The sequence below is a fragment of the Maribacter polysaccharolyticus genome (genome assembly GCF_028882255.1).
Taxonomy (GTDB): domain Bacteria; phylum Bacteroidota; class Bacteroidia; order Flavobacteriales; family Flavobacteriaceae; genus Maribacter_A; species Maribacter_A polysaccharolyticus.
Genome location: NZ_JARBUY010000001.1, coordinates 703,799 through 727,226 on the forward strand (window position 1 = coordinate 703,799; position 23,428 = coordinate 727,226).

General features: G+C 40.9%; 27 protein-coding genes. 11 read left to right on the forward strand and 16 right to left on the reverse strand.

What is annotated here, in order from left to right:
• Nucleotides 1-67 precede the first annotated feature (67 nt).
• The gene (locus tag PHU20_RS03155) at nucleotides 68-538 is read left to right on the forward strand and encodes a hypothetical protein (RefSeq protein WP_274823886.1); all 471 of its coding nucleotides are present in this window, start codon (nucleotides 68-70) and stop codon (nucleotides 536-538) included.
• Nucleotides 539-616: 78 nt separating this feature from the next.
• Here the strand turns inward: PHU20_RS03155 and trxB are convergent, their stop codons facing one another.
• Nucleotides 617-1,585 carry a thioredoxin-disulfide reductase gene (gene trxB, locus PHU20_RS03160; protein ID WP_274823887.1) on the reverse strand — a complete coding sequence of 323 codons (969 nt, stop codon included), beginning with the start codon at nucleotides 1,583-1,585 and terminating at the stop codon, nucleotides 617-619.
• Between the two features lie 200 nt (nucleotides 1,586-1,785).
• Between trxB and cls the strand changes: the two genes are divergently transcribed.
• On the forward strand, nucleotides 1,786-3,213 hold the full coding sequence (gene cls / locus PHU20_RS03165) for a cardiolipin synthase (protein ID WP_274823888.1): 1,428 nt from the start codon (nucleotides 1,786-1,788) through the stop codon (nucleotides 3,211-3,213).
• Here cls and PHU20_RS03170 read toward each other — a convergent pair.
• Genes PHU20_RS03170 through PHU20_RS03180 form a run of 3 tightly spaced genes read right to left on the reverse strand, consistent with a single transcriptional unit; the run spans nucleotide 3,208 to nucleotide 5,324 of the window.
• Complete coding sequence (locus PHU20_RS03170) at nucleotides 3,208-4,215, reverse strand: 2-hydroxyacid dehydrogenase (protein ID WP_274823889.1); 1,008 nt, start codon at nucleotides 4,213-4,215, stop codon at nucleotides 3,208-3,210. The two genes, cls and PHU20_RS03170, sit on opposite strands and share 6 nt — an antisense overlap.
• On the reverse strand, nucleotides 4,196-4,858 hold the full coding sequence (locus PHU20_RS03175; RefSeq protein WP_274823890.1) for a hypothetical protein: 663 nt from the start codon (nucleotides 4,856-4,858) through the stop codon (nucleotides 4,196-4,198). The genes PHU20_RS03170 and PHU20_RS03175 overlap by 20 nt, the downstream gene beginning before the upstream one ends.
• Nucleotides 4,859-4,880: 22 nt before the next feature.
• Nucleotides 4,881-5,324: a hypothetical protein gene (locus PHU20_RS03180; protein WP_274823891.1), complete on the reverse strand. Its 444-nt coding sequence runs from the start codon at nucleotides 5,322-5,324 to the stop codon at nucleotides 4,881-4,883.
• Between the two features lie 327 nt (nucleotides 5,325-5,651).
• Here PHU20_RS03180 and PHU20_RS03185 point away from each other — a divergent pair, with 327 nt between their 5' ends.
• On the forward strand, nucleotides 5,652-6,359 hold the full coding sequence (locus PHU20_RS03185; protein WP_274823892.1) for a LytR/AlgR family response regulator transcription factor: 708 nt from the start codon (nucleotides 5,652-5,654) through the stop codon (nucleotides 6,357-6,359).
• A gap of 15 nt (nucleotides 6,360-6,374) precedes the next feature.
• On the opposite strand, the gene PHU20_RS03190 is transcribed toward PHU20_RS03185, so the two are convergent.
• The 8 genes from PHU20_RS03190 to PHU20_RS03225 all read right to left on the reverse strand — a co-directional run bounded on the left by PHU20_RS03190 (nucleotide 6,375) and on the right by PHU20_RS03225 (nucleotide 13,143).
• A complete protein-coding gene (locus tag PHU20_RS03190; RefSeq protein ID WP_274823893.1) occupies nucleotides 6,375-6,806 on the reverse strand; it encodes a hypothetical protein in 432 nt (143 codons plus the stop codon).
• A 70-nt stretch (nucleotides 6,807-6,876) separates the two neighbouring features.
• Nucleotides 6,877-8,247 carry an MBL fold metallo-hydrolase RNA specificity domain-containing protein gene (locus PHU20_RS03195; RefSeq protein ID WP_274823894.1) on the reverse strand — a complete coding sequence of 457 codons (1,371 nt, stop codon included), beginning with the start codon at nucleotides 8,245-8,247 and terminating at the stop codon, nucleotides 6,877-6,879.
• Nucleotides 8,248-8,259: 12 nt separating this feature from the next.
• Nucleotides 8,260-9,105 carry an ATP cone domain-containing protein gene (locus tag PHU20_RS03200; RefSeq protein WP_274823895.1) on the reverse strand — a complete coding sequence of 282 codons (846 nt, stop codon included), beginning with the start codon at nucleotides 9,103-9,105 and terminating at the stop codon, nucleotides 8,260-8,262.
• 71 nt (nucleotides 9,106-9,176) lie between these two features.
• Nucleotides 9,177-10,082: a mechanosensitive ion channel domain-containing protein gene (locus PHU20_RS03205; protein ID WP_274823896.1), complete on the reverse strand. Its 906-nt coding sequence runs from the start codon at nucleotides 10,080-10,082 to the stop codon at nucleotides 9,177-9,179.
• Between the two features lie 17 nt (nucleotides 10,083-10,099).
• On the reverse strand, nucleotides 10,100-10,507 hold the full coding sequence (locus PHU20_RS03210) for a hypothetical protein (protein WP_274823897.1): 408 nt from the start codon (nucleotides 10,505-10,507) through the stop codon (nucleotides 10,100-10,102).
• 63 nt (nucleotides 10,508-10,570) lie between these two features.
• A complete protein-coding gene (locus PHU20_RS03215; RefSeq protein WP_274823898.1) occupies nucleotides 10,571-11,431 on the reverse strand; it encodes a universal stress protein in 861 nt (286 codons plus the stop codon).
• A 2-nt stretch (nucleotides 11,432-11,433) separates the two neighbouring features.
• Entirely contained in the window at nucleotides 11,434-12,282 is an 849-nt protein-coding gene (locus PHU20_RS03220; protein WP_274823899.1) for a universal stress protein, read from the reverse strand.
• A gap of 15 nt (nucleotides 12,283-12,297) precedes the next feature.
• On the reverse strand, nucleotides 12,298-13,143 hold the full coding sequence (locus tag PHU20_RS03225) for a universal stress protein (RefSeq protein WP_274823900.1): 846 nt from the start codon (nucleotides 13,141-13,143) through the stop codon (nucleotides 12,298-12,300).
• A gap of 116 nt (nucleotides 13,144-13,259) precedes the next feature.
• Between PHU20_RS03225 and trxA the strand changes: the two genes are divergently transcribed.
• Nucleotides 13,260-13,559 carry a thioredoxin gene (gene trxA, locus PHU20_RS03230; RefSeq protein ID WP_274823901.1) on the forward strand — a complete coding sequence of 100 codons (300 nt, stop codon included), beginning with the start codon at nucleotides 13,260-13,262 and terminating at the stop codon, nucleotides 13,557-13,559.
• A gap of 6 nt (nucleotides 13,560-13,565) precedes the next feature.
• Here trxA and PHU20_RS03235 read toward each other — a convergent pair whose 3' ends face one another.
• From PHU20_RS03235 to PHU20_RS03245, 3 genes are all read right to left on the reverse strand, one after another.
• A complete protein-coding gene (locus PHU20_RS03235; RefSeq protein ID WP_274823902.1) occupies nucleotides 13,566-14,405 on the reverse strand; it encodes a universal stress protein in 840 nt (279 codons plus the stop codon).
• A 92-nt stretch (nucleotides 14,406-14,497) separates the two neighbouring features.
• Nucleotides 14,498-15,550 (reverse strand): response regulator, encoded by a 1,053-nt coding sequence (locus tag PHU20_RS03240; protein WP_274823903.1) that lies wholly within the window; start codon nucleotides 15,548-15,550, stop codon nucleotides 14,498-14,500.
• A 6-nt stretch (nucleotides 15,551-15,556) separates the two neighbouring features.
• Nucleotides 15,557-16,801 (reverse strand): sensor histidine kinase, encoded by a 1,245-nt coding sequence (locus tag PHU20_RS03245; protein ID WP_274823904.1) that lies wholly within the window; start codon nucleotides 16,799-16,801, stop codon nucleotides 15,557-15,559.
• 156 nt (nucleotides 16,802-16,957) lie between these two features.
• On the opposite strand from PHU20_RS03245, the gene PHU20_RS03250 reads away from it, so the two are divergent.
• From PHU20_RS03250 to PHU20_RS03280, 7 genes are all read left to right on the forward strand, one after another.
• On the forward strand, nucleotides 16,958-17,416 hold the full coding sequence (locus tag PHU20_RS03250; protein ID WP_274823905.1) for a hypothetical protein: 459 nt from the start codon (nucleotides 16,958-16,960) through the stop codon (nucleotides 17,414-17,416).
• Nucleotides 17,417-17,466: 50 nt separating this feature from the next.
• Nucleotides 17,467-18,369, forward strand: a complete 903-nt coding sequence (locus tag PHU20_RS03255; RefSeq protein ID WP_274823906.1) for a J domain-containing protein — start codon at nucleotides 17,467-17,469, stop codon at nucleotides 18,367-18,369.
• A gap of 2 nt (nucleotides 18,370-18,371) precedes the next feature.
• Nucleotides 18,372-18,662: a chaperone modulator CbpM gene (locus PHU20_RS03260; protein ID WP_274823907.1), complete on the forward strand. Its 291-nt coding sequence runs from the start codon at nucleotides 18,372-18,374 to the stop codon at nucleotides 18,660-18,662.
• Nucleotides 18,663-18,831: 169 nt separating this feature from the next.
• The gene (locus tag PHU20_RS03265) at nucleotides 18,832-19,917 is read left to right on the forward strand and encodes an efflux RND transporter periplasmic adaptor subunit (protein ID WP_274823908.1); all 1,086 of its coding nucleotides are present in this window, start codon (nucleotides 18,832-18,834) and stop codon (nucleotides 19,915-19,917) included.
• Nucleotides 19,914-21,176: an ABC transporter permease gene (locus tag PHU20_RS03270; RefSeq protein WP_274823909.1), complete on the forward strand. Its 1,263-nt coding sequence runs from the start codon at nucleotides 19,914-19,916 to the stop codon at nucleotides 21,174-21,176. Before PHU20_RS03265 ends, PHU20_RS03270 begins: the two co-directional genes overlap by 4 nt.
• 9 nt (nucleotides 21,177-21,185) lie before the next feature.
• Nucleotides 21,186-21,863: an ABC transporter ATP-binding protein gene (locus PHU20_RS03275; protein WP_274823910.1), complete on the forward strand. Its 678-nt coding sequence runs from the start codon at nucleotides 21,186-21,188 to the stop codon at nucleotides 21,861-21,863.
• A gap of 100 nt (nucleotides 21,864-21,963) precedes the next feature.
• Complete coding sequence (locus PHU20_RS03280) at nucleotides 21,964-22,407, forward strand: hypothetical protein (RefSeq protein WP_274823911.1); 444 nt, start codon at nucleotides 21,964-21,966, stop codon at nucleotides 22,405-22,407.
• Here the strand turns inward: PHU20_RS03280 and PHU20_RS03285 are convergent.
• Nucleotides 22,399-23,367 (reverse strand): ROK family protein, encoded by a 969-nt coding sequence (locus tag PHU20_RS03285; RefSeq protein ID WP_274823912.1) that lies wholly within the window; start codon nucleotides 23,365-23,367, stop codon nucleotides 22,399-22,401. The genes PHU20_RS03280 and PHU20_RS03285 overlap by 9 nt on opposite strands.
• Nucleotides 23,368-23,428 lie beyond the last annotated feature (61 nt).

Genomic DNA, 23,428 nt, shown 5'->3' on the forward strand with positions numbered 1-23,428 from the left:
TTTCATTATGTTTTTAACATATTTATTTGTAACTTTTAGATGATTTAAACTCCTAAAACTAATACATATGAAAAAATTGCTTGGTGCTGTCTTTTTGATGGCAATCTTTATAACGATGGTAGCTTTTACAAGCTCTAAACCGGAACCATATCATACAATCGAAGGTACATGGGAACTTCAAAGTTTTTATCAATTTGACGGCGAACACATTACCGACACCTTACCTACAAGCGAAGGGTATAGACAGGTGAAAATGTATTACAATGGAAAGGTCATGTGGTCCAGAACTACGAAAAAGTATGTTAAGGATGCTGATGGGAACAATGTAAAAGGTAGGTTTGGCTATGGCACTTATAAGCTAATGGATACTTTTTTAATTGAAAATATCGAATATGGTGATATTGGTATGATGACCAACTTGGATACCTTAAGAACCTTCAAATTTGAACTATGGCTCGAAGATGACAAATACAGCCAAATCACAATCGATGAGGAGGGAAACAGGACATTCTCTGAAAACTATATAAGAATCGATTAAAACCCATTTTACATTAAACAAAAAAAATCCGCTGTAATTGTACAGCGGATTTTTTTTGTCCCTACTACTTTTAGGTATCTAAACGGTTTCTTCCTTGGTAGATTCAACCATGGCCAAATAACGTTCAGCGTCCAAGGCGGCCATACATCCCGTACCAGCTGCAGTAACTGCCTGCCTGTATTCCTTATCCTGTGCATCGCCACAGGCAAATACACCAGGTAGATTTGTTTTCGTGGATTTTCCCTGGGTAATAATATAACCGGTTTCATCCATATTTACCTGTCCCTTGAAAATATCGGTATTCGGTTTATGACCAATGGCTATGAATAGACCCGTAATCGCTATTTCTTCCTTTTCATTGGTTTGGTTGTTAACCATTCTTAAACCCTCGACCACTTGATCACCCAATACCTCATCAACCTCCGTATTATACCTGATTTCCAAATTGGGAAGGCTGTTCACCCGATGTTGCATGGCTTTGGAAGCCCTCATATAATCTTTACGAACGAGCATGGTAACCTTGTTACAGATATTGGCCAAGTATGAGGCCTCTTCCGCCGCAGTATCACCGGCACCAACGATGGCAACATCCTGTCCTTTATAGAAAAAACCGTCACAAACGGCACAGGCGGAAACGCCCCCGCCCCTTAATCGTTGTTCACTTGGAATGTTCAAATATTTCGCGGTAGCACCTGTCGAAATGATAATGGTCTGTGCTTCAATGGTCTTTTCATTATCAACCGTAACCTTATGGATACCTCCCAATTCCTTGCTCAATTCCACTGCTGTGACCATCCCGATACGTACATCTGTCCCAAATCGCTCGGCTTGCTGTTGCAACTGCATCATCATTGTTGGGCCGTCAATGCCTTCAGGGTACCCTGGAAAGTTATCGACTTCAGTGGTAGTCGTCAACTGCCCGCCAGGTTCCATACCTGTATAAAGAACAGGCTTTAAATCTGCACGTGAGGCATAAATGGCCGCAGTATACCCTGCAGGTCCTGAACCAATGATCAATGTTTTTACTTGTTCTACTTTGTCAGACATATTCAAATTCTTCAAATGAAATTAATACGACAAAAGTAGGTTTTTTGTAAAAACCTTACAGATAAAGTTATTAAAAATTGTTGAACCCCTTTTGCATCTAACAACGACCGCTAAGGAACGACCGACAATTCCTTTATGATCCGTATCATAAAAAAATCCACGGTGTTTTGTAATTTTAACATCTATTTCAAAAATCCGCTATGTACTGGAAAATTGCCCTAATAATTTATGTGTTCATAGCCATCGGAATGGTGCTGAGTTTATTGGTCAATGGTATAAAACCTGCAAAAACATTGGCATGGTTATTAGCGATTTTCACCATTCCGGTTGCTGGTATCCTTCTTTACTGGATGATCGGAAGAAACCGGAAAAAATATTCTTGGAAAGAAATCCATGAGGACATTGCCATTCATGATTACCTAGAGAAGGTCCAACAAAAACAGGATACGGTGGAACCTACCGAAATGGATTTCAAGGAATTTTCCAAAATCACCCGAATGGTTGAAAAAAACAATGGATTCAAGCCCACGAAAAACAATGAGGTCAAGTTATTGAAAGATGGCAAGGCAACATTTGACGCTATTTTTGATGCCTTGGAGTCCGCTGAGGAGTACATTTATCTGCTCTATTACATTTTTGAGGAAGGCGAGCTTGCCAATCGTTTGATTTCACTTTTCGAAGAAAAGGTAAAAAAAGGGGTTAAGATAAAGATCATTTATGATGGGGTCGGCAGTTATACCCTGAGTAAAAAGTATATTGCCAAACTCAAATCGATTGGTGTGGAGGTAAATCCGTTCCTGCCGTTTAAATTAGGCCGGTTTTTATCTTCCGTCAACTATAGGAACCATAGAAAAATCATTATTGTAGATGGTAAGATAGCTTTTACGGGAGGCATAAATATTTCCGATAAATACTTGAAAGGTGATTTGGTCCTGGGCAAATGGCACGATATGCATATTCAGTTGAAGGGAGCTTCGGTCCTAGAACTGAAAGTGGTGTTTGAAATAGATTGGTTCCTGGTTTCCGGGGATAATTCAGAATTTAAACGTGAATTGCCCTCCTTAAAAGAAAAAATCGGCAACCAGATCGTACAAATCGTTTATGGCGGACCCGATCATTACTTCTCCCCTATCGGACAAACGTATTTTGCACTGATCAATAATGCCCAAAAATATATCTATATCACCAACCCCTATATTATTCCCGGAACGACTATCCTACATTCACTCGAAGTGGCAGCACTTAGTGGTGTGGATGTACGCCTTATGTTATCGGACAAGGCAGACAGCGCACTGGTCAATTGGAGTGTTAGGTCCTATTTTGAGTCCCTCCTTAAGGCCGGGGTAAAGATATACCTGTTCCCGAAAGGTTTTTTACATAGTAAGATCATCGTCATTGACGATCACCTAGTTTCCATTGGAACGGCCAATATGGACATACGAAGCTTTGAACAGAATTATGAGGTAAATGCCTTGGTTTTTAACCAAGAAACGGCTCTTATACTAAAACAGGATTTTTTGAACGAGATAGACCAAAGCATTCCGTTGGATTATGAAACCTTCAAAAACAGATCCTATCTTGAGAAGTTAAAAGAAGGTTTTGCTAAAATATTCAGCCCTATATTATAGGACGAGGGTTTCAAAACCCAATTCATTTGCACAGGGTTCACCTTGCTCCCAACAATCCAAATTATAGAAGGTTATTTCCGCGATATTGGTAAGGGCCTCTTTTGTCACATAAGCCTGGTGGGGGGTTAGCAAGACATTGGGAAAAGACAACAAGGCAATTAAGGTCTCATCCTTTATACCATTCGGTGAATTGTCTTTAAAAAACAATCCTTTTTCCTTTTCATAAACGTCAGCGGCATAAAAGCCCAACTTTTTATCCCTTAAGGCATTGATAAGGGCTTTGGTATCGACAACAGCTCCCCTCGCGGTATTCAAGAGAAAGACATTCGGTTTCATCTTTCCAAAAGCTTTCCCATCGACCATGTGATGGGTCGCTGCGGTCAACGGTACGTGTAGACTAATGATATCGGCTTGCTTATACAGTTGGGGAAGGTCAACGTATTCGACCCCATATTCGGCAATCAAATTGTCATCCATGTGTATATCGTTTGCGATAATCTTGCAGCCAAATCCATGCATGATCCTCGACATTATGGAACCTATACGCCCCGTACCGATGATCCCCATGGTTTTGCCTACCAAATCAAAACCCAACAACGCTTCCTGTCTAAAGTTATATTGGCGTACCTGACGATCCGCCACATGAATTTTTCTGTTTGCCGCCAATAGTAAGGCAACGGCATGCTCGGCAATGGCATTGGGCGAATAATCCGGTGCATTGGCCACCTTAAACCCGAGCCTTTTGGCAGATTTCACCTGTATATTGTTATAGCCGGCCGATCGCAAAGTAATGTACTTAACCCCAAGATCCCTTAATTTTTCGAGTACGATCAAACTGGCATCATCTGCCGAAAAGATACTGATGGCATCAAAGCCCATGGCTTTTATGGCGGTATTCGTATCCAAGGCCTCCTTAATGAAAGTGGTCTTATGCCGCTCCCTATTTGCCTTTTTAAGAAAAGGAACCTCAAAATCCTGTGCGCTATAGACCAGTAACTTCATTTTTTGTTTTTTTTCTGAAAATCAGATCTTGATCTTCCATTGCCATTATGACCAACTTGATGTAATCATCTATGGTTTCTTCAATATCAACGGGATCTGAGATATCTATTGATCCCCTCCAGATCAATTCCATATCCTTCCCGGGACAGATACAGTATAAGGACGTTTCTGCATGATATACCGGAAAAGTACCATATTCATCCGGTTCATAATAAATTCTTTGGTTATTGATATAATCCTCTTCAAAGCCACCGGTATAACGATCTATGTTGGTCAAAAGCCTTCTATGGTTCTCGATATTCTCGACCCCGATGATCTTTGAAAAAAGTATCGCATCGAAGTCCTTGTCCAACAATTGCTGCTCTACATCAGACAGCTCTTCTTCCGATCGTTCAGCCGATGTGAACTCCACATCGAACACGTCTATGCTGCGCATGGCTTCAACGCCTCGCGCCTCAAACTGATCGCGTAACCTTGTTTCATAGAGTACCCGGGCATCTTCATTATGGGTCAAACCCACAATCAACACCTTACTTGCATCGAAAATCACGATATCCGGATTCTTCCAATTTTCGACCAATTCGGCCGAGGAACACCCCAATACCAATAAAACCAACACGACATACCAACCGATTTTTTTCATGGTATTTACTTTATAGGTGACGTTAGTTCAATAACCTTTTCTGCTTTTCCTTTTTCATGACCTTTGAGATCATCTGGAACAAACTCCCCTTAAGTTTCCTATATTCCACCAAATAGTTATCAATAGTAAAAATCATGTCCTTATGGGATTCGGTATACGCCTTTTCCATTTTGGGTTGATCGACATCATCGATCATGATCGACAATTGATTTTCGTGCACTTGGGCTTTTTTCAATAGTTTTTCAGCCTCCAGTTCCGAATTGGATATGGCCGTGACCAGCTCCTTACTTTCATCATACATCCCTAAACCGGTAATTTGCAGGGTATAGGATCTCACTAATTCATTAAGGAACAATTGCTCATCGATAACAAATTTCAATGCCGAAATCCACTCCAATGAAGTTTGATGCATTTCATCCGGACTTTTCCACTCCAAATACCTGTAAATCTTATCTTTATCTTTCATGGCCTACATTTTTAATACACTTCCATTACTATATTGCCGCAGTATTTCAGCGGTTCCCAAACCAATAACAAGATATCTTTTTTATTGTCGAAGAAAAATGATTTAGATCAGTCACCCTACTGGCCATTACACTGATTTGGATAAAGTAATGTAGGTTTTATCCTAGGTATTGTCCTATTTTTTAGACAGTTTTAATTTAGTATTCCTATTTTTGAAGGTAGTTTCATTTTTGGAAGTTAGGTATCCTTGGATGCATATACAACATTGCAGGACACGATACCCAAATGCCATGTAGAATTTAAGTCAACATAATTGTTCGTCCCCAAAATGACCAAAAAAACATTGAACACCGTAGTCGTTGAGGACTCTGAAACTCAGAGGGCCCTTATTACCCAATTAGCCAAAGCGAATCCCAATTTAAATGTTTTGGGGGACTACCCCAATGGCATCCTTGCTTTGAATGCCATTCGCAAAAGCAAGGTAGACTTAATTTTACTCGACATCGTTATGCCCGTGGTCAATGGTTTTGATTTACTCGATGCTTTGGAGACCCCACCCCAGATTATCCTTATTTCGGATAGCAGCGATTATGCACTAAAGGCTTTTGAATACAATAACATAACCGATTATCTGCAAAAACCGGTAGCGAAAGCCCGTTTTACAACGGCAATCGATCGGGCCGTAAAAACACAGAACCAATTAAACAAGGAAAAGGATGAGAGCGAGTTTATACTTGTGACTGTTGACCTACAAAGGAAAAAAATCTATATTAATTCCATTTTATGGGTCGAAGCCATGGGAGACTATATTAAGATCGTTACATCCGAAGGCCATTTTGTCGTCCTCTCTACCATGAAGGCCTTTTTGGCACAGATGACAGGAAACAAACTGATCCGGATACACAAATCCTTCATTGTCAATGTGAACAAGGTCGACAATTGGACCAGCTCCAAGGTAGAGGTTGCCGGCGTTAAGCTCCCTATGAGCAGAACCCATAAAGATGAGCTGGAAAAAATACTGATCACTATCGATTAATACCTTTCAACTGCATCAAAAATCGGGTTTGCGTTTCTTTAAAATCCCCCCGGCATATTCAAATATCTCGTATTTCAGATCTTTGAACATTTCCAGATAGGCCACCGTTTCCGCTTTGAGTTTTTCATGTTTTTGATGATAAAAGGTATCACAAACCGTATCGGTACATTCGAGCAATCCGCTTATGCTGTGCTCATGGTTTCCGATCTTTTCGGTAATAACGTCCAAATTGGTATTGGATTTTTTTATTTGGGCCTTATAATCCTGTAAACGCTCAAATAAATTCGGGGTATTGGGCTCAAAAACATAGGAGTTGAGAAGTTGTTTGATAAAAGTGAGTTCATCCTGGATAAATTGTAGGCAAGATTTCCAATGAAGTACTTCCCGGTGCATCTCATCTACTTTTACCGACACCGCCTTTTTTGTCAATTTTCCCTGATAGTCCATAGCTTTTATTTTTAACCATTAAAATTATCCATGGCCAACAAAATTTACAATGACGAAGATCAGCCGGCATCTATACCATTAGTTCAATGGTCTCATAAAGTTTGGGGATATGCACATGCCAATGGTACGTATACACCAATTTACTTCTAAAAGTATCAAGTGCAGTAGGTTCGCCATGCACCAAAAAAACCTGTTCCGGTATGTTTTTCAACGCTTCGGTCCAATGCAACAGTTCCGATTGGTCGGCATGGGCCGAAAGGCTCTCCAAATGTCTTATTTCGGCCTTTACCGGGTAATATTTACCAAAAAGCTTAAGTTCATGGGCTCCTTCCAAAAGCTGCTTTCCCCGTGTTCCTTCTGCTTGATAGCCTACCAAAAGAACAATCGTATTTTTAAGATCCACCAATTGTTTTAAATAAGTGAGCACCCTCCCACCGGTTACCATACCACTACCCGCAATAACGATTTTAGGTCGAGGGTCATCTATGGTTTCCCATGTTTCTTTATACGAACTGATGATATTCACGTGCTCGCACATGGCACGATATTCCTGTAATGACAGTTTGTGCCATTTCGGAAACCGTTCAAAAACCGATAATACGTTATTTCCCATAGGACTATCGATAAAAATAGGAATGTTGGGAATTTTGTTCTTTTTATAGAGCATCCACAATTGGTACATCAGCGATTGTAAACGTTCTACGGCAAATGATGGGATTATAAGCGTACCTTGTTGATGGATCGTCTTGATTACCAATTGTGTCAAGATAGCCTCGACATCCTCTTCAGGATGGTTTTTATTGCCGTAGGTACTCTCTATAAAAAGGTAATCTGCCCATTCGGGGCGTTCCGGCGGCTCCAATAACAGATCTGCCCTTCGACCTATGTCCCCCGAAAACACGAACCGCTTCCCGAAAATCTCCAGTTCAATGAACGTCGCCCCAATAATATGACCGTTGTATTGGGTTCTGAACCGTATATTCGATGACAGGCTCGTCCATTCGTTGTTTTCTATAGCCGAAAAAAGTGCAATGGTCCTTTCCGCTTCCCGCAGGGTATAGAACGGCAAGGCGGGATCATGTTTGGAATACCCTTCTTTGTTCGCTTTTTCTGCCTCCTCTTCATGGATTTTCGCACTATCCTTCAATATGATCGCTGTTATGGCCAAGGTGGGCGACGTACCTAAAATCTGTCCCTTAAAGCCTTCTTTCAGCAATCTGGGTAAATAACCCGTATGATCCAAGTGCCCATGGGTAAGCAAAACGAAATCGAGTTTTTCTACATGGATCGGGAGCGGCTCCCAATTCATTTGACGCAGCTCTTTTAAACCTTGGAACATGCCACAATCGACCATAAGGTTCAATTCCGGTGTTTCCAAATGGTATTTAGACCCTGTTACGGTACCCGAAGCCCCTAAAAATTGAATCTTTACAGTATCCATATGATGATTTTTCTAACAGCCACACAATTGATGTAATTCTTTCATGATCCTTTTCTTCCTAGGTTCCTTGACCTCTAAATGATCTAGAAAAAAACTGTCATTCAACAATTCCCGGCACAATACAATATCGCGACTCAACAAAAATTGCTTCTCACGCTGGCTTAACAAGGTTGAAACGGTTATGGGGTACAATCCCAATCTATCGATCCGATCCCTTAATCCATCCCCATGGGGAACATCCCAGCTTAGTAGAAAAAGGTCAACACATTTTCCGTAGGCAAGGGCATCTTCGGTGAAACGGGTATTCGTGACTACCCACCCTTTATCCAGTTCGCCATTATCATGGCTCTTGCGCTCCCAATGTTGTTTGATATCGTTGTATCTGGAATTGATATACAGGGGGATTTTTACGTTACAATTGCGTCCTTCATCACTATGGAACTTACATTCGATTACCGCTATAAGTCCATTTTTCCTGGCCAAAACATCAACTTCATGGCTAACGCAATGACCTTGTAGCACTTTACCCACCTCTGTAGTATATCCGGAATAGCGCAATATCGCGGCAACGAATTTTTCAAAGGGAAAACCTGTAGGTCCCAATTCGTAAATGGCTTTTTTCAACTTGTATTTAGAAGCCAAGACCGATTTATTCTTCTTTAACAAGGCGAAAGCCCTATTGTATATTTCCCGGGTTGAAATGCCCTGATATAGTTCATCCCGGACTTGATCCACGATTTGTTCCACCAAAGCATCTTCGGCTCCACTGCGTTGCAACGACCTTCGAAGTTTGGAAAGTGAGAATTTCATCTTATCGCCCGATGATTTAATGACCTCTATGGCTTCTTGTTCTTTCATTTGACAATATTTTCAGTTTAAGTTCAATACAAAAGTTGCCATCGCTAAGGCACTTTTAAATACACAGGATATCAATGCCCTGAATGCACACGTACATCCATTTCGGGAATTTTCAATAATTGTAAGGTAGTCGAAGCCAACTTGACTTTTCCGTCTGTAAGGGAAATACCTTGCGCTATGTTATCAAACAATCTATTCTTTGTGATCCTTCTTAATTTGTAATCGGTGATGTACCTTAGGTTGACAGTGATCCAATTATCGGTTAATCCGATGGCCAGTGTAGGATCTAATTTCGCGTCTTCCAAATAATACCGTTCTACCATCTTGGCCCATCTCGATTTCGATTTATCGGTATAGTCCGATAACAATTCGGAAGCTTTTTCGAGTATTATTTTTTTGGCCATTTCAAGGTTCGAATCAAAAGTCACAAGAATGTTGAGTTCATCCCAAACAAACGGGAAATCCATGGAGTAGTTCTTTATGGGTCCCTTGAATACGAATGCATTACTGATCTTAACGATCCTGCCCGAGTAATTATCACTGCTGACCCACTCCCCCATTTCCATGATAGTGGTATAAATACTATCGATATCGATAACATCCCCTTTGATATTGTTGATCTCAATACGATCCCCCGGTTTATACACCCGAACGAAAAAAATATAAAATGAACCCGCGACACTGAGTATTAATTCTTGAAGGGTAAAGGTCAATCCTGCGGTAAAAAGCCCAATAATAACGGTATAATCCTTAACACTCTCCATGGTAAATGATATGATGAAAAGTGAAATGATAAGCAAGTATCCAATAACCTCGATACCTTTTTGGGCCTTATACCTTAGATTAATGTTCTCTATTCGTTTTTTGGCCAATTTTCGAAGAAAACCAATGCAAAGAACTATGAAGACGATCCATATCAACAACCGTATTCCTTTCAGGACGAAGGGATCCTTTAGGAAATCTTCAAATACTTGCATATTCAGGGGGTTTAAACCTATTTAGTGAAAAAATCACGCACCAATTTTTTTACTTGGTTGTCGGTCATACTATCCACTTTGGTTACCGTTTTCACCTTGGCTGCCATTTTCGGATAGTTCTCATCCAACTCTTTCTTGAATCTTGAAGCCGTTTCGGCCGGACCGAACAATGCAATACTATCCGCTGACCCCAGGACTTTCACTAAATTCTTGAAATATGCCTTGTATTGGTGATTTTCGCGTTCCAGGAACTTACTGTCCTGTACCACATCTTGAGGGCCCCATTTGGCGGTTTTTGTACCTGAACCCCCTACGGGCCTATACGTTTCAATTTCTGAATGCAGTGTTTCAAATTTTTCCGAATCATTGTCCAACGTAACAATGTGGGCCTTTTCCTTGTCGAGCCAAATACCAATATTATCCATAACACGTATTTTGATTAGTATGCTCAATATGATTAAAAATCAGCCCCGAAACAATGATGCAAATCAGGTCTTCCCCGGTATAACCAAAAATGGAATAGCTATTTTACATGCCAATTTTTGTATGATCGGTTCTTTTACCAAATTCTCGAAAAAATTATGATCGTAATTGACCATGGCTACCATACCGATATTGAGTTCTTCCAAAAAAACCTCAATGGCTCTCGTTTTACTGGCAAAATCGGGCATCCAATGTAAAGAATGTCCTATGGGATTTAAATATGTCTTCAATGTTTCCAGATTACTTTCCTGTTGCTTCGATAAAATTTCCTCTTCATTGATATGTGCTATGCGTATGGCCGAACCACAATGGGCAGCCATTTCTTTTAAGGGATGAAGCACTTCGGCATCAAAAGTCCTTTTAAACCCCGTGATAAAAGCGATTTCATAAGGCATCTTAAATTCGGCATCCATTGGAACGGAAAGAATGGGGCACTTCTTGATCGATGCTATCGCTTTGGTGGTCGAACTTCCCAAAAACAACCCAAAACCATTTGTTTCCCCTTTATTGCCCATCACGATCAAATCTATATGGCGATCATCGACCGTCTTCGAAATCGCTTCGATAAGATTTTCTCTCTTGGAAATCAATTCATAGGTATGGTTACGGCATTTATTGTCTAGATTGATTTTGTGGAAGGTACGCTTCAATTCTTCACAAGATTCGTCTTTCAGTTGTTCTAACAAGCCTTTGCGATTTCCATTTCCTTCACCTCTTTCCAAATTCCTACTCAGTATGGGGGTGCGCTCACTATAGGCATTCAAAAGATAAAAATTACAGGTTTTCGTTTTAAAAAGATTGGAGGCATAAAAAAGGGCATTATACGCATCATTCGAAAAATCAGTAGGTATCAATATATTTTTCATCCTCAATTATTTTCGTGTGGTGGAATGACCAAAAAGGGTATGGTTTCATGAAAACCCAATTTCTTGATCACTGGCTCAATGAACAACCGCTCTAAAAAAGTGTGTTTATTTTGTATCATTGCCAAGATATTGGTACGGTTTTTTTGCTGAAATGAATTAATGGCGGTAATGATTTCCTGATTGGGCTCCTCGTGGAATAGATGTGCCGTCTTACCTAGAATATTGTCCAGTTTGGCCTTGTTTTCCAATTGTGGACCCGTCAAATCGTAACCAGAGGATACGTGCATTACATTGATTTTGGATTTGTACTTTTCTGCCCATCCGATTACTTCTTTTAATTGCTCCGATTGATAATCGATCTCAAAATCGGTGGGGAACAATATCCCTTTTGGTGCTTCGAATTCGGTATTTGGCGGAATGGCCAAAATCTGGCAGCATCCCCTTTTAATGACATGTACGGTATTTGTTCCTATGAATATCTCTTTGGCACCCGTGGCACCTTGGGTACCCATGACCACTAAATCGGCTTTTTCTTTTTTAGCGGTTTCCACGATCTCATCCACGAGTATATTGAAAGCCGAGTGCACCATGAACGTATGGTTCTTATTGTTGAACTCCGCAATCAATTGCTTTTTCAAATCATTCAATCGATTCAATGAATTTTCCTGATAAATATCCCCTAGACCGATCTGCCCTGGACTGTGCAACAGGTATTCTGCCTGATAGATGGCCGGGGTATACGTATTCAGGAGATAAAACGTACATGCTACATCCTTGTAAAGATTTAGGGCATAAGAAATGGCATTATAGGCATTGTTTGAAAAGTCTGTAGGAAGGATTATACGTTTCATGGTTGTTGTTTTTAATTATCTAAACAGATTTTGCATTACCAAAAATGGAATCTTTACATGGAGTCCTATTTTGTCCAAAGTGGACTGTACCAACATATCTTCAAGGAAAGAATGCCTGGTGTTTATCAACACCAGCATGTCAATTTTATAATGGACGATATATTTCGTTATGGCGATGGCCTTGTCTTTTTCCTTTGAGGTCTCAAAAACCAATTTTGCCTTGGGTAAACAATCCCTAAGGAATTGTTGATTGTCTTCTTGCCTTAGGGTCAGTTTTTTTATGGGATCGATGTAAAGCATATGTATGGTCGACCTGAACGATCCCGACATTTCACAGAGTAATTTCAATTCCCTCCTATTATAGGGTACCAAATAATTGGTAGGAAACAGCACATTCTTGGGAGGGTGGTAGGTATACCCTTCAGGAATGGCCAATACCGGACAACTTATGTATTTCAACACCTGTAAGGTATTACTTCCGAAGGTAAGGCTGCGGTCATTTGTTTCTCCCCTCGTGGCCATGACAACAATATCCATATTCTCCAGGTTGACCATATCGTTCACTTCATCGATCAAGCTCCCAAATGCGGATACCTGTTTATATTTATGCTGGGGATTGGGGTATTCAAGGCTTATTTTCTTTTTAATCGAATTCAGCTTTTCTTCTGATTTCCTTAAGGCCTTTTCCTTCAATTCCTCAAGAAGGCTTCTTTTTGTAAGTTTGTCTTGTTGGTATACCTCATCGGCATAGGCATGCATGATGAAAATCTCACTTTTTTCATACTTGAATACATGACAGGCATATTTTAAAGCATTGTAAGCATTATCGGAAAAGTCGGTCGGGACCAAAATCTTTCTCATCTCGGACAATTTATTCGTTATAATCAAATTTAACTTTTAACACTTGTTAAAACCATGATTTTAGTCAGTTTGAAAATCAGTGTATTTTTATAATTTGCATTCACAAATGATTCCTTATGAAAAGTAGTTTTAAGAATATCATAAATTCGGAAACCCCGGTCTTGGTAGATTTTTTCGCTGATTGGTGCGGTCCTTGTAAAATGCTGGCCCCCATTCTGAAAGAGGTGAAAAATGAACTGGGCGATGGTATTAAAATAGTAAAGATCGATGTGGACAAAAACCCATCGGTAGCCTCAAAATATCAGGTAAGGGGTGTACCGACCATGCTCTTGTTCAAAAATGGCCAACAGCTTTGGAGACAATCGGGCGTTCTTCAGAAAAAAGACATAATCCAAATGGTACGATCACAAACCTGATCGATATTACTCGTGCAATACAAGGAAAGGTATATCGGTATGGTAGCTGATTTTCTCCACTTTTGGACGAAATAGGATACGTTGAAAGAAGTTAAGGTTTTTGGCTACCATGGCAATCATGTCGATATCACGTGATTCGGTAAAACATTGCACCGATGTTTCGAGATCAATGCCGGTAAGGGAATGAAAACTGTGTTTTACATCTTGTAAATAATCATTCAGGAATTCTTTGTTCTCCTTTTGTTCTTCGGTTAACCCCGCTCCTTTTTTGGAAATATGCAACACCCGTAAATCCGATTGGTGCAGGTTGACCATATCAATAAGGGTGTTCAACACTTTTAGGTCATAGTTTATGTAATAGTCCGTAGGAAACGCAATTTCCCTCGGGGGATTGAACACCGTATTTTCAGGTACGGCCAAAAGCGGGCATTTCACTTTGGTGAGCACATCCCCGGTATTACTGCCCATGGCAACTTCTTTTAACCCCGATGCCCCTTTTGTCCCCATAATGATCAAATCGATCTTTCTTTTGGCCACCTGTCGTTTGATCGATTCGACAAAAAAATTATGTGAGGAGATGGTCGTGAAATTATGTTTGGTGTTCGGGTCTGTTTTTTCAACTTTTGCCAATAAATGTTCCAAACCGATTTTACTCTGTTCCAACATATCACCTTCGGCCAATTTCGACGAATACCTTACAGACGATTCGGCTCCTGAATAAGGGGGAATTGGGTTTATATGCAAAAGATAAAAGGTACATGCAACATTCTTATACAACTGAATGCCATATTTAAGTGCATTCCAAGCATTATCCGAAAAGTCGGTCGGGACCAATATGTGCATCATTTTATATTGATTTTTACTTTAGCCTTAAAAATAGCATGTAGTAACAAACCGGTAAATGATTCCCATCATGTGCCGCACGACTTTAAAATACACTAATAGATGCGACTTAACGTTTCTTGATCAAGTATCCTGATATTATGGTCTTCCATGGCAATCAAGCCCTCCTTTCTAAAACTGGAAAGGGTGCGGATCAAGGTTTCCGTGGCCATACCGGCAACACTGGCCAGATCACTACGCAGAATATGGATGTTACCTTGTTTGTCCCGCTCTAATTTGTCGGCAAACTTCAATAACGTACTTGCCGTCTTTTTGCGTACGGAACCATAGGCCATTTCCAACAATTGTTTTTTGGCCTCGGTGAGGTTCTCTGCCAATACATGCATCAATTCTATGGCGAGATCATGGTTTTCCTTGACCACGGTCCTCAGTTCATCCTTACAGACCCCCACTAGTTTCGTATCTTCGATAGCCAAGGCATATTCCTCATATACCTCCTGTGCTGTCAATGAGGTAAATCCAAAGAATTCATCCGCATTATAAATGGCGGTGATCAATTCCTTACCATTCTCATCCAATTTATAGGTTTTTACCACCCCTTTGATGATCAGATAGACCATATGCACATGGCCCCCTTCCCTAAAGATCTCTTCGCCTTGGGAAAATTCGAATTCCTGTCCGTTATCATCCAAATAATTCTTGAATTCGTGTATGGTTCGCACCCCGACTTCGGTTTCTTGCCCATTACCGGACTTGGAGCTTTGGATTTCCTTTAAAATAGCGGCCCTTGCGAGCCTACTTTCTATGGCACTGATAAGATCCGATTCTTCAAAAGGTTTGGTTAAATAATCATCTGCACCAAGGTTCATTCCTTTTCGGATATCCTTTCGTTCTGTTTTCGCCGACAAGAATATAAAAGGAATGTATTTGGTTTCCAGATCCTCGCCCAATTGTTCAAGCACCCCATAACCGTCCAACTCCGGCATCATGATATCGCAGATGATCACATCGGGCAATTTTTCTTTTGCTATGGCCACCCCCCGCGCTCCGTTTGAAGCCGTATAAACCTCATAATCCGAAAGCTCCAAAAGTTCAGCGGTGTTTTCCCTAAGTACAGGGTCATCCTCTATCAGTAGTACTTTGTTCATTATTATCTAGTTTATCACTGAATGAAGTCGATCTCCTATTGGAAGCTCGACCGTAAATTTGGTTCCTATATGCTCAATACTCTTAAAATAAACTTTTCCCCCAAGATTATTGATATGTTCCCTTATTATATTAAGTCCAATTCCCGTTCCTTGGTTCAACAACGCATTTTCGGCCCTAAAATAGCGTTCAAAAATATGTTTTTGGTCTTTTTCGGGTATACCGATGCCTTGATCTTCAATATTCAAATGCAACATATCATCCAACACATTGATGGTTATAGCTATTTCAGAATCCTCTGGGGAATACTTCACAGCGTTATAGAGCAAATTCGTCAATATTAAGGTCACTATTTTTTCATCTTGGTAAATGACCAAATCATTAATATTATGGGGATAATCGATCCGCTGTCCCATTTTTAACAACATATTCGCGTTATAGACTACCTCGTTGACCACTTTACTTAAAGAAAACAGGGTGAAATCATATATTTCTTTTCCTTTTTCAAGCTTTTCAATGGAGAGGAAATCGGTCAAAATACCATTAAGGTACCTAACCTCCCCTATTATGGTCGATAAATGCTTGTCCCGTTTCTCTTGGTCCGTGGTCTTTTTATACTTACCGACCAATGTGGCCGAAGTCAATATCCCACTAAGTGGGGTCTTGAATTCATGCGATACTAAAGATAAGAATTTTGTCTTCAATTCACTTAATTCCCGCTCTTTTTGAAGGGCCGATTTCATCTTGCTTTCAGCTACTTCCCTTCTTTTGATCTCACTTTTGAGCTTAGCAACGGTCTCCCTTAATTCAAGGGTACGACCCAATATCTTTTTTTCGAGATATTCATTCAACTCTTTGATCTGATGGTCCCTTTCGTTAAGACCTGTCTTATCCACAATAAGGACGAGTATATAATCCGCTTCCCCAAAATTAAAAGGGTTGAGTTTGATTTTTATCGGGAACCCGCCTTTCGTCCTATGATGGCCGAATAATAGGCGATCCACCATCATTCTTTCCGATAACCTGGTATTGGAAAAATCGGTCAAATGATCTTCAAGTTCCCTGTCATAAGGAGCGGGAACCAAAACAGTGACCGGTTTCCCTACAAGTTCACGTTCGTTGTAACCGAACATGGCTTCCGCTTTGTTGTTCGTCGCCACAATGCGGTGTTCCTTGTCCACTACCAATAATCCTTCGTAAACCGTTTCTGAGAGTAGGTTAAAAATGTAGTTGTCCTTCGCAAAAACCATCATATTGTATAGAATTGCATTAAGTTCCCATAAGGCATAAGCACATATTAAAATGGTTGGAAATTAAAGGTAAGTTAATTCATTAGTAACAGTGGCCTTATGATAAAAATCATTTTATGAAAGCATGGATAAGGCTAATTTTAGTCAAAATCATCGATCATGAAAAAAGTGATTACTACTTCCAATATAGATATATCTTACATTGTCGAGGCTTTGCAGAGCTATATTGAGGACTGCGAAAAATCCAAATTCGATATCGCATTGAAAATGAAGGATATACGATTTTTGCAAGAACTTCTTGATCGCTATTTCGACAACATCGTCCAGGTTGGAAATTTGGATGAAATACGTGAAAGCCTTATGCGTTTTCAGGATCTTTGTTATGATTGTTCCCGTTTAAAAAAACGTATTAAAGACCACCAACGCCTATTGGTCGATATCCTCAAGGGGTATGAAGGTTTAAATATAAAGGTATTGTACGATGAACAAGCTTGGATAGAAAAACACAGGAATACCCTTACACATGATCTAATATCCGTTGAAAAGGAGATTTTGGTGATTGCCGACAACGTAATACGGTTAGACCAGGACCATAGAAACACCATGTTACACTGTTAGGGCCCACAATGACCTCAAAGTATTCATAACCAATTAAGTTACCCTGTATAATGGATTACATTGACTATTATAGCGTATTGGGGATTTCAAAAAACGCCACACCCAACGAGGTGAAGAAGGCATACCGAAAACTTGCCAGAAAATACCATCCGGATGTCAACCCGAATGATGCAGAGGCCGAACGAAAATTCAAACAGGTCAATGAGGCCAATGAGGTATTGGGGAATCCTGAAAACAGAAAAAAATACGACGAATACGGTAAAGATTGGCAACATGCCGAAGAGATAGAAAAAGCCCGGAAAGCCCAACAACAGCAGCGGCAAAACTACCAATACCAATCTTCAGGTGGATTCGGGGAGCAGGATTTTTCCGATTTTTTCGAATCCATGTTCGGAGGGAGGACTTCCGGTGGTTTTTCCAGCGGCAGAAAAGTAAAGTATCGGGGTCAAGATTTCAATGCCGAACTACAATTGACATTGAAGGATGTGTACCAAACCCATAAACGAACACTAACGATCAATGGAAAGAACATCCGCATAACCATTCCCGCGGGAATTGAGAACGGACAAACCATAAAAATCAAAGGACATGGCGGTCCCGGAAGTAACGGTGGCCCCAATGGCGATCTGTTCATTACCTTCTCGATAATAAACAACACCCCTTTTAAACGTGATGGGAACAACTTACATAAAACCGTTGACCTGGATTTATATACCGCTGTTCTTGGCGGTGAGATAACGGTCAATACCTTCGACGGTAAGGCCAAACTTAAGGTAAAGCCAGAGACCCAAAACGGAACCAAGGTAAAATTAAAATCGAAAGGGTTTCCCGTGTATAAGAAAGAAGGGCAATTCGGAGATCTGTTCATTACCTACAGTGTAAAGACACCTACAAAGCTATCGGCTAGGGAAAAAGAACTTTTCAAGGAATTAGCCGCACTAAAAAAGACCTGAAGATGGAAAAGTACAATTATATAGCGGTCAGTGAATTTTGTGCCAGCCATGGAATCTCTTCGGAATTCATCCTTGAACTGCATGAATACGGATTAATAGAAATCATCGAAGAGAAAGATGCCCATTATCTCTTGTACACAGAGCTTCCAAAGGCAGAGAAAATCATCCGTCTTTATTCGGATCTCGATATCAATCTCGAGGGTATCGAGGTCATCCACGACTTATTGGACCGTATTGAACGAATGCAGAATGAAATCATATCATTAAAGAATAAACTGCGGTTTTATGAATGATATCCCCTAGTGGGCCATACCGGCAAAAGAGTAGGATGCACTGCACCTACCCTTAAAAGTTGATAATGACCACAAAGGCATGAAAAACATACTGACCAAGGTAACGGACCTGTATGGCTGAACAAGGGTTATAGTGGGTTTCATACTTTTAACACACAAGACATATCGCATGGTTTATAGAACTTTAATCTTGATCTTAACGTTATTCCTGACTTCCTGTGGGTCGGAATCAGAAAAAATACTTCCTTCCAAAACAGCAATGACCGAATCGGTATACTCCTCGGTAACCGTTCAACCGGATAGCCTATACTTGGCCTATGCGGCTGTAGGGGGCATCCTTGATAAAAATCTTCTTGAAGAAGGGGATTTGGTGGAGAAAGGACAACCGATCCTTCAGATCATCAATACCACGCCAAAATTGAACACCGAAAATGCCAAGCTTGCCTTGCAACTGGCCAAGGAAAATTATGAAGGAAGTGCGGCGGTCCTAAGTGGCATACAAGACGAGATCAGGGCCGTACAATTAGCTTTGAAAAGCGATTCGATCAACTATTTTCGACAAAAAAACCTTTGGAAACAGCAAATAGGCTCCAAGATCGATTATGATAACAGAAAACTGGCCTATGAGCTTTCGCAGAATAAGCTACTCTTGCTCCAAAACAAATATAAGCGTACCAAAAATGAATTGGAGACCCAAGTGAAGCAGGCCCAAAATAACCTTAGAACCTCCCAGGTTGCGACCAAGGACTTTACCGTAACCTCTAAAATCAATGGTAGGGTCTACGCCTTATTCAAAAATCCAGGGGAAATCGTGACCACTTTGGAGCCTTTGGCCTCGGTAGGTAGCAAAGATATCTTTGTGGTCGAAATGCTGGTAGACGAAGTGGATATCGTAAGGATAAAAATAGGGCAAAAGGCATTGATTGTCCTTGATGCCTATAACACGACCGTATTCGAAACGACCATCAGTAAAATTTACCCCAGTAAGGATGAACGTTCCCAGACCTTTAAGGTAGAGGCAGTATTCGATGTCCCCCCAAGAATACTTTACCCAGGCCTAGCCGGGGAAGGGAACATCATCATCGCACAAAAGGACAGTGTTTTAACCATTCCGAAAGAATATCTCATTGATGGGAATAAAGTTCGAACCGAAAATGGGGAAGTACCTGTAACCATTGGCCTGCAGAGTTTGGACAAAGTCGAGATCCTCTCGGGCCTGGACCCCGAGACCTTCATTTACAAACCCGAGGAATGATCAACTGGAAAGTCATATTGGGCATTGCCAAAACCCATCTTGTCACCAAGATGAAATCGACCATAACGGCTTCCCTTGGGGTTACCTTCGGCATAGGCGCCTATATTACCTTGGTAAGTTTTATGACCGGCTTGAATAAAATGCTCGATGACCTGGTATTGAACCAAACCCCGCACATTCATCTGTACAACGAAATAGAACCTTCCGAAGACCAGCCTATTGCCTTATACGAAGAGTTTGAGGAAGCCTGGAATGTGGTACATTCCATAAAACCAAAACAGAGTCAAAAAAAAATCCATAATGCGCTACCCATCTTAAAGTATCTAAAGGATGACGATCAGGTAAAAGGGGCTACCCCCCAATTAAGGGCTCAAATATTCTATCTATCGGGTTCTATCGAATTGGGCGGCAATCTTGTCGGAGTGGATATCTTGGAAGAAGTGCGTATGTCGAACATCCAGGATTATATTGTTGAAGGCACCCCAGAAGCATTGAAAAATAACGATAACGGAATATTATTGGGTGCCGGTTTGGCAGATAAAACCTCATTAAACGTTGGGGATAGGATCCAGATCAGTACGGTGAAAGGCGATATTTTCCCTTTAAAAATCGTTGGGATTTATCAAAGTGGTATCGCCGATATCGATAATGTCCAGAGCTTCGCCAACCTCAAAACCGTACAACGGATCTTAGGGGAGGCCGAAAGCCATATTACCGACATTAATGTAAAACTCAATGATATAGAAGCGGCAGGCCCCATGTCAAAACGGTTGGAACGCCAATTTAACGTAAAGGCCATTGACATCAATGAGGCCAATGCCCAATTTGAGACCGGAAGCAATATCAGGAATTTAATTACGTATTCCGTTTCCATCACCCTGCTTATCGTGGCAGGTTTTGGGATCTACAACATTTTGAATATGTTGATTTATGAGAAAATGAAGGATATCGCCATTTTAAAGGCAACCGGTTTTTCCGGTACCGATGTACAATTGATCTTTATGAGCCAAGCCATGATCATCGGTGCCATCGGTGGTGTTTTTGGATTGCTCGTCGGATACATCCTATCAAGGCTAATCGACAATGTCGCCTTTGAAACCGAAGCCCTACCTACCATCTCTACCTACCCTATTGAATATAACACCATGTACTATATCATTGGCATCTCATTTGCGCTTCTTTCTACTTTCATCGCAGGATACCTGCCCTCCAGAAAAGCAAAAAGGATCGATCCGGTAAAAATAATACGTGGAACTTAAACCAAAAGCATGTCATTGGTCCTGGAAGCGAAACATATCGATAAATATTTCAAAAAACCCGTGCTTTTCCATGTGTTGAAAGACCTGAATTTTACCATTAAGAAAGGGGAATTCGCTTCGATAATGGGAAAATCGGGCTCCGGTAAATCCACATTGTTGTACATCCTCTCCACCATGGATACGGACTATGAAGGTAAATTGTACCTTGATGGAGCCTTGGTAACCGGAAAACCCAATAAACAATTATCCCGAATCCGGAACGAGCATATAGGATTTGTATTTCAGTTTCATTACCTATTGTCAGAATTCAGTGTTTTGGAAAATGTAATGCTTCCGGCAAAAAAATTAGCCGTAAAAACAGTTGCTGAAATTGAGCACGATGCCATGGAGAAACTAAGAATGCTGAATATAGATCAATTGGCCAAAAAACGGGCTTCCAGAATTTCCGGGGGCGAAAAACAACGTGTGGCCATTGCCAGGGCCTTGATAAACAACCCTTCAATACTTATGGGCGATGAGCCTACGGGCAACTTGGACAGCCATAATGCCGAAAATGTCTTTCAAATCTTCAAACAACTTAAGGATGAACAAGGGCTCTCCCTTTTGGTGGTCACCCATGACATGGACTTCGCACAGCGTACCGACCGGATAATCCAAATGGAAGACGGGCGGATAGTAGCCCAATGATCCGATATGCAGTAGGACAATGACATAAATCATAAATATCAAGATAGGTATGGGGTACCTTTATAAGACAGGATGACTGTTGAATTTAAAAAGCGGCACGATGGAAAATTATAGAATTAGACCTAAAGGAGATTATATTCAGCAAACCGATTGGAACGAATTGTTCGTTTTGACGAAACATTGGAAATCCGATTTGATGTTTTATAAACAAGACCTGGATTTCTTACATGGATTATTGAAAAAATATTTTATTTGGATTACCAAGGAGGAAAATCTTGATGTCGTAAAAGAAATAGGGAAAGGAATCTTAAACGATAAGAAGACCGGTGACATCCTATTGCAACGTGTTGAAGAACATCTGACCCATATCGCACAAACCATTGAGGATCCCTTTAAATATGACACCCGGTTATTTCGAAAAGAACATCAGCAACTTGAAGATGATATCGCCGCATATTATAAAACGGTTCGCCAAAACAGGAAAAAGGTCTTTGCCATAACTTCGTATATCGTGGATAGTGAAAGCCTGCAACATTTACTCTAGGCCAGAGGTTTCGGAAATATGTTCCCATGCCAATGCTGCCGGTCCCAGGATGGCTGCATTTCGTGGAGCGTCGGATAAATACACTTTTATCTTACCCTTATAGGCTACAAACAGGTTTTTTTCCATACTGGCCTTTACCGGTTTTAATAGAATATCCCCGGCCTTACTGAGTCCGCCTCCCAAAATAAAGGCTTCGGGATCTAAATGTGCGACCGTATCGGCCATTTTACGACCTAAAATATCGGCAGTAATATCGAATGCCCTACGTGCCAAAAGATCGCCGTCAATAGCAGCTTTGGCGATATCCTCACCGGTCAAGTCCTCAAAACCGATCCTGCGTAAGGGCGATGCTTCCCGCATTTCTGCGATCAATTCAAAAACCGTTCTCTTTATTCCGGTAACCGAAGCGTAGGTTTCCAAACACCCTTGCAGGCCACAATTGCAATACCTACCCATGGGATCTACGTTGACATGACCGATCTCCCCAGCTTGGGCATGTGCTCCCAACAAAAGCCTGCCATTTACGATAATACCGCTTCCCAATCCCGTTCCCAAGGTCAAAACCACAAAATTCCGCATGCCTTTTCCCAAACCGAACTTCAACTCCCCCAACGCGGAAGCGTTGGCGTCGTTTGCAATAAATACCGGTAACCCAAAGGCCTTGGAAATAACGTCGACAATCGGCGTTTCCTTTCCCCAATTCAGATTTGGGGGATTCTCGATGTTACCGGTCAATGAATTGGCATTGGGTGCCCCTATCCCTATGGCCTGTGGCTGAGCGGCCTTATCAAGGCGACCCAGCAATCCATTGATATTGTACAGCAGGTCTTTTTGAAAATCCGTGAATGGTCTTTTCGCCTTTGTATCAAATACCTTTGACCCCAGTATTTCCCCTTGTTCGCCAACGATACCGACCTTGGTATATGTTCCTCCGATATCAATCGCCAATACAGTGTTCATGATACATGGTTTAAACAACAAAGGACACAAAAAATATTATTTTAAGGACTGATGCAAATCA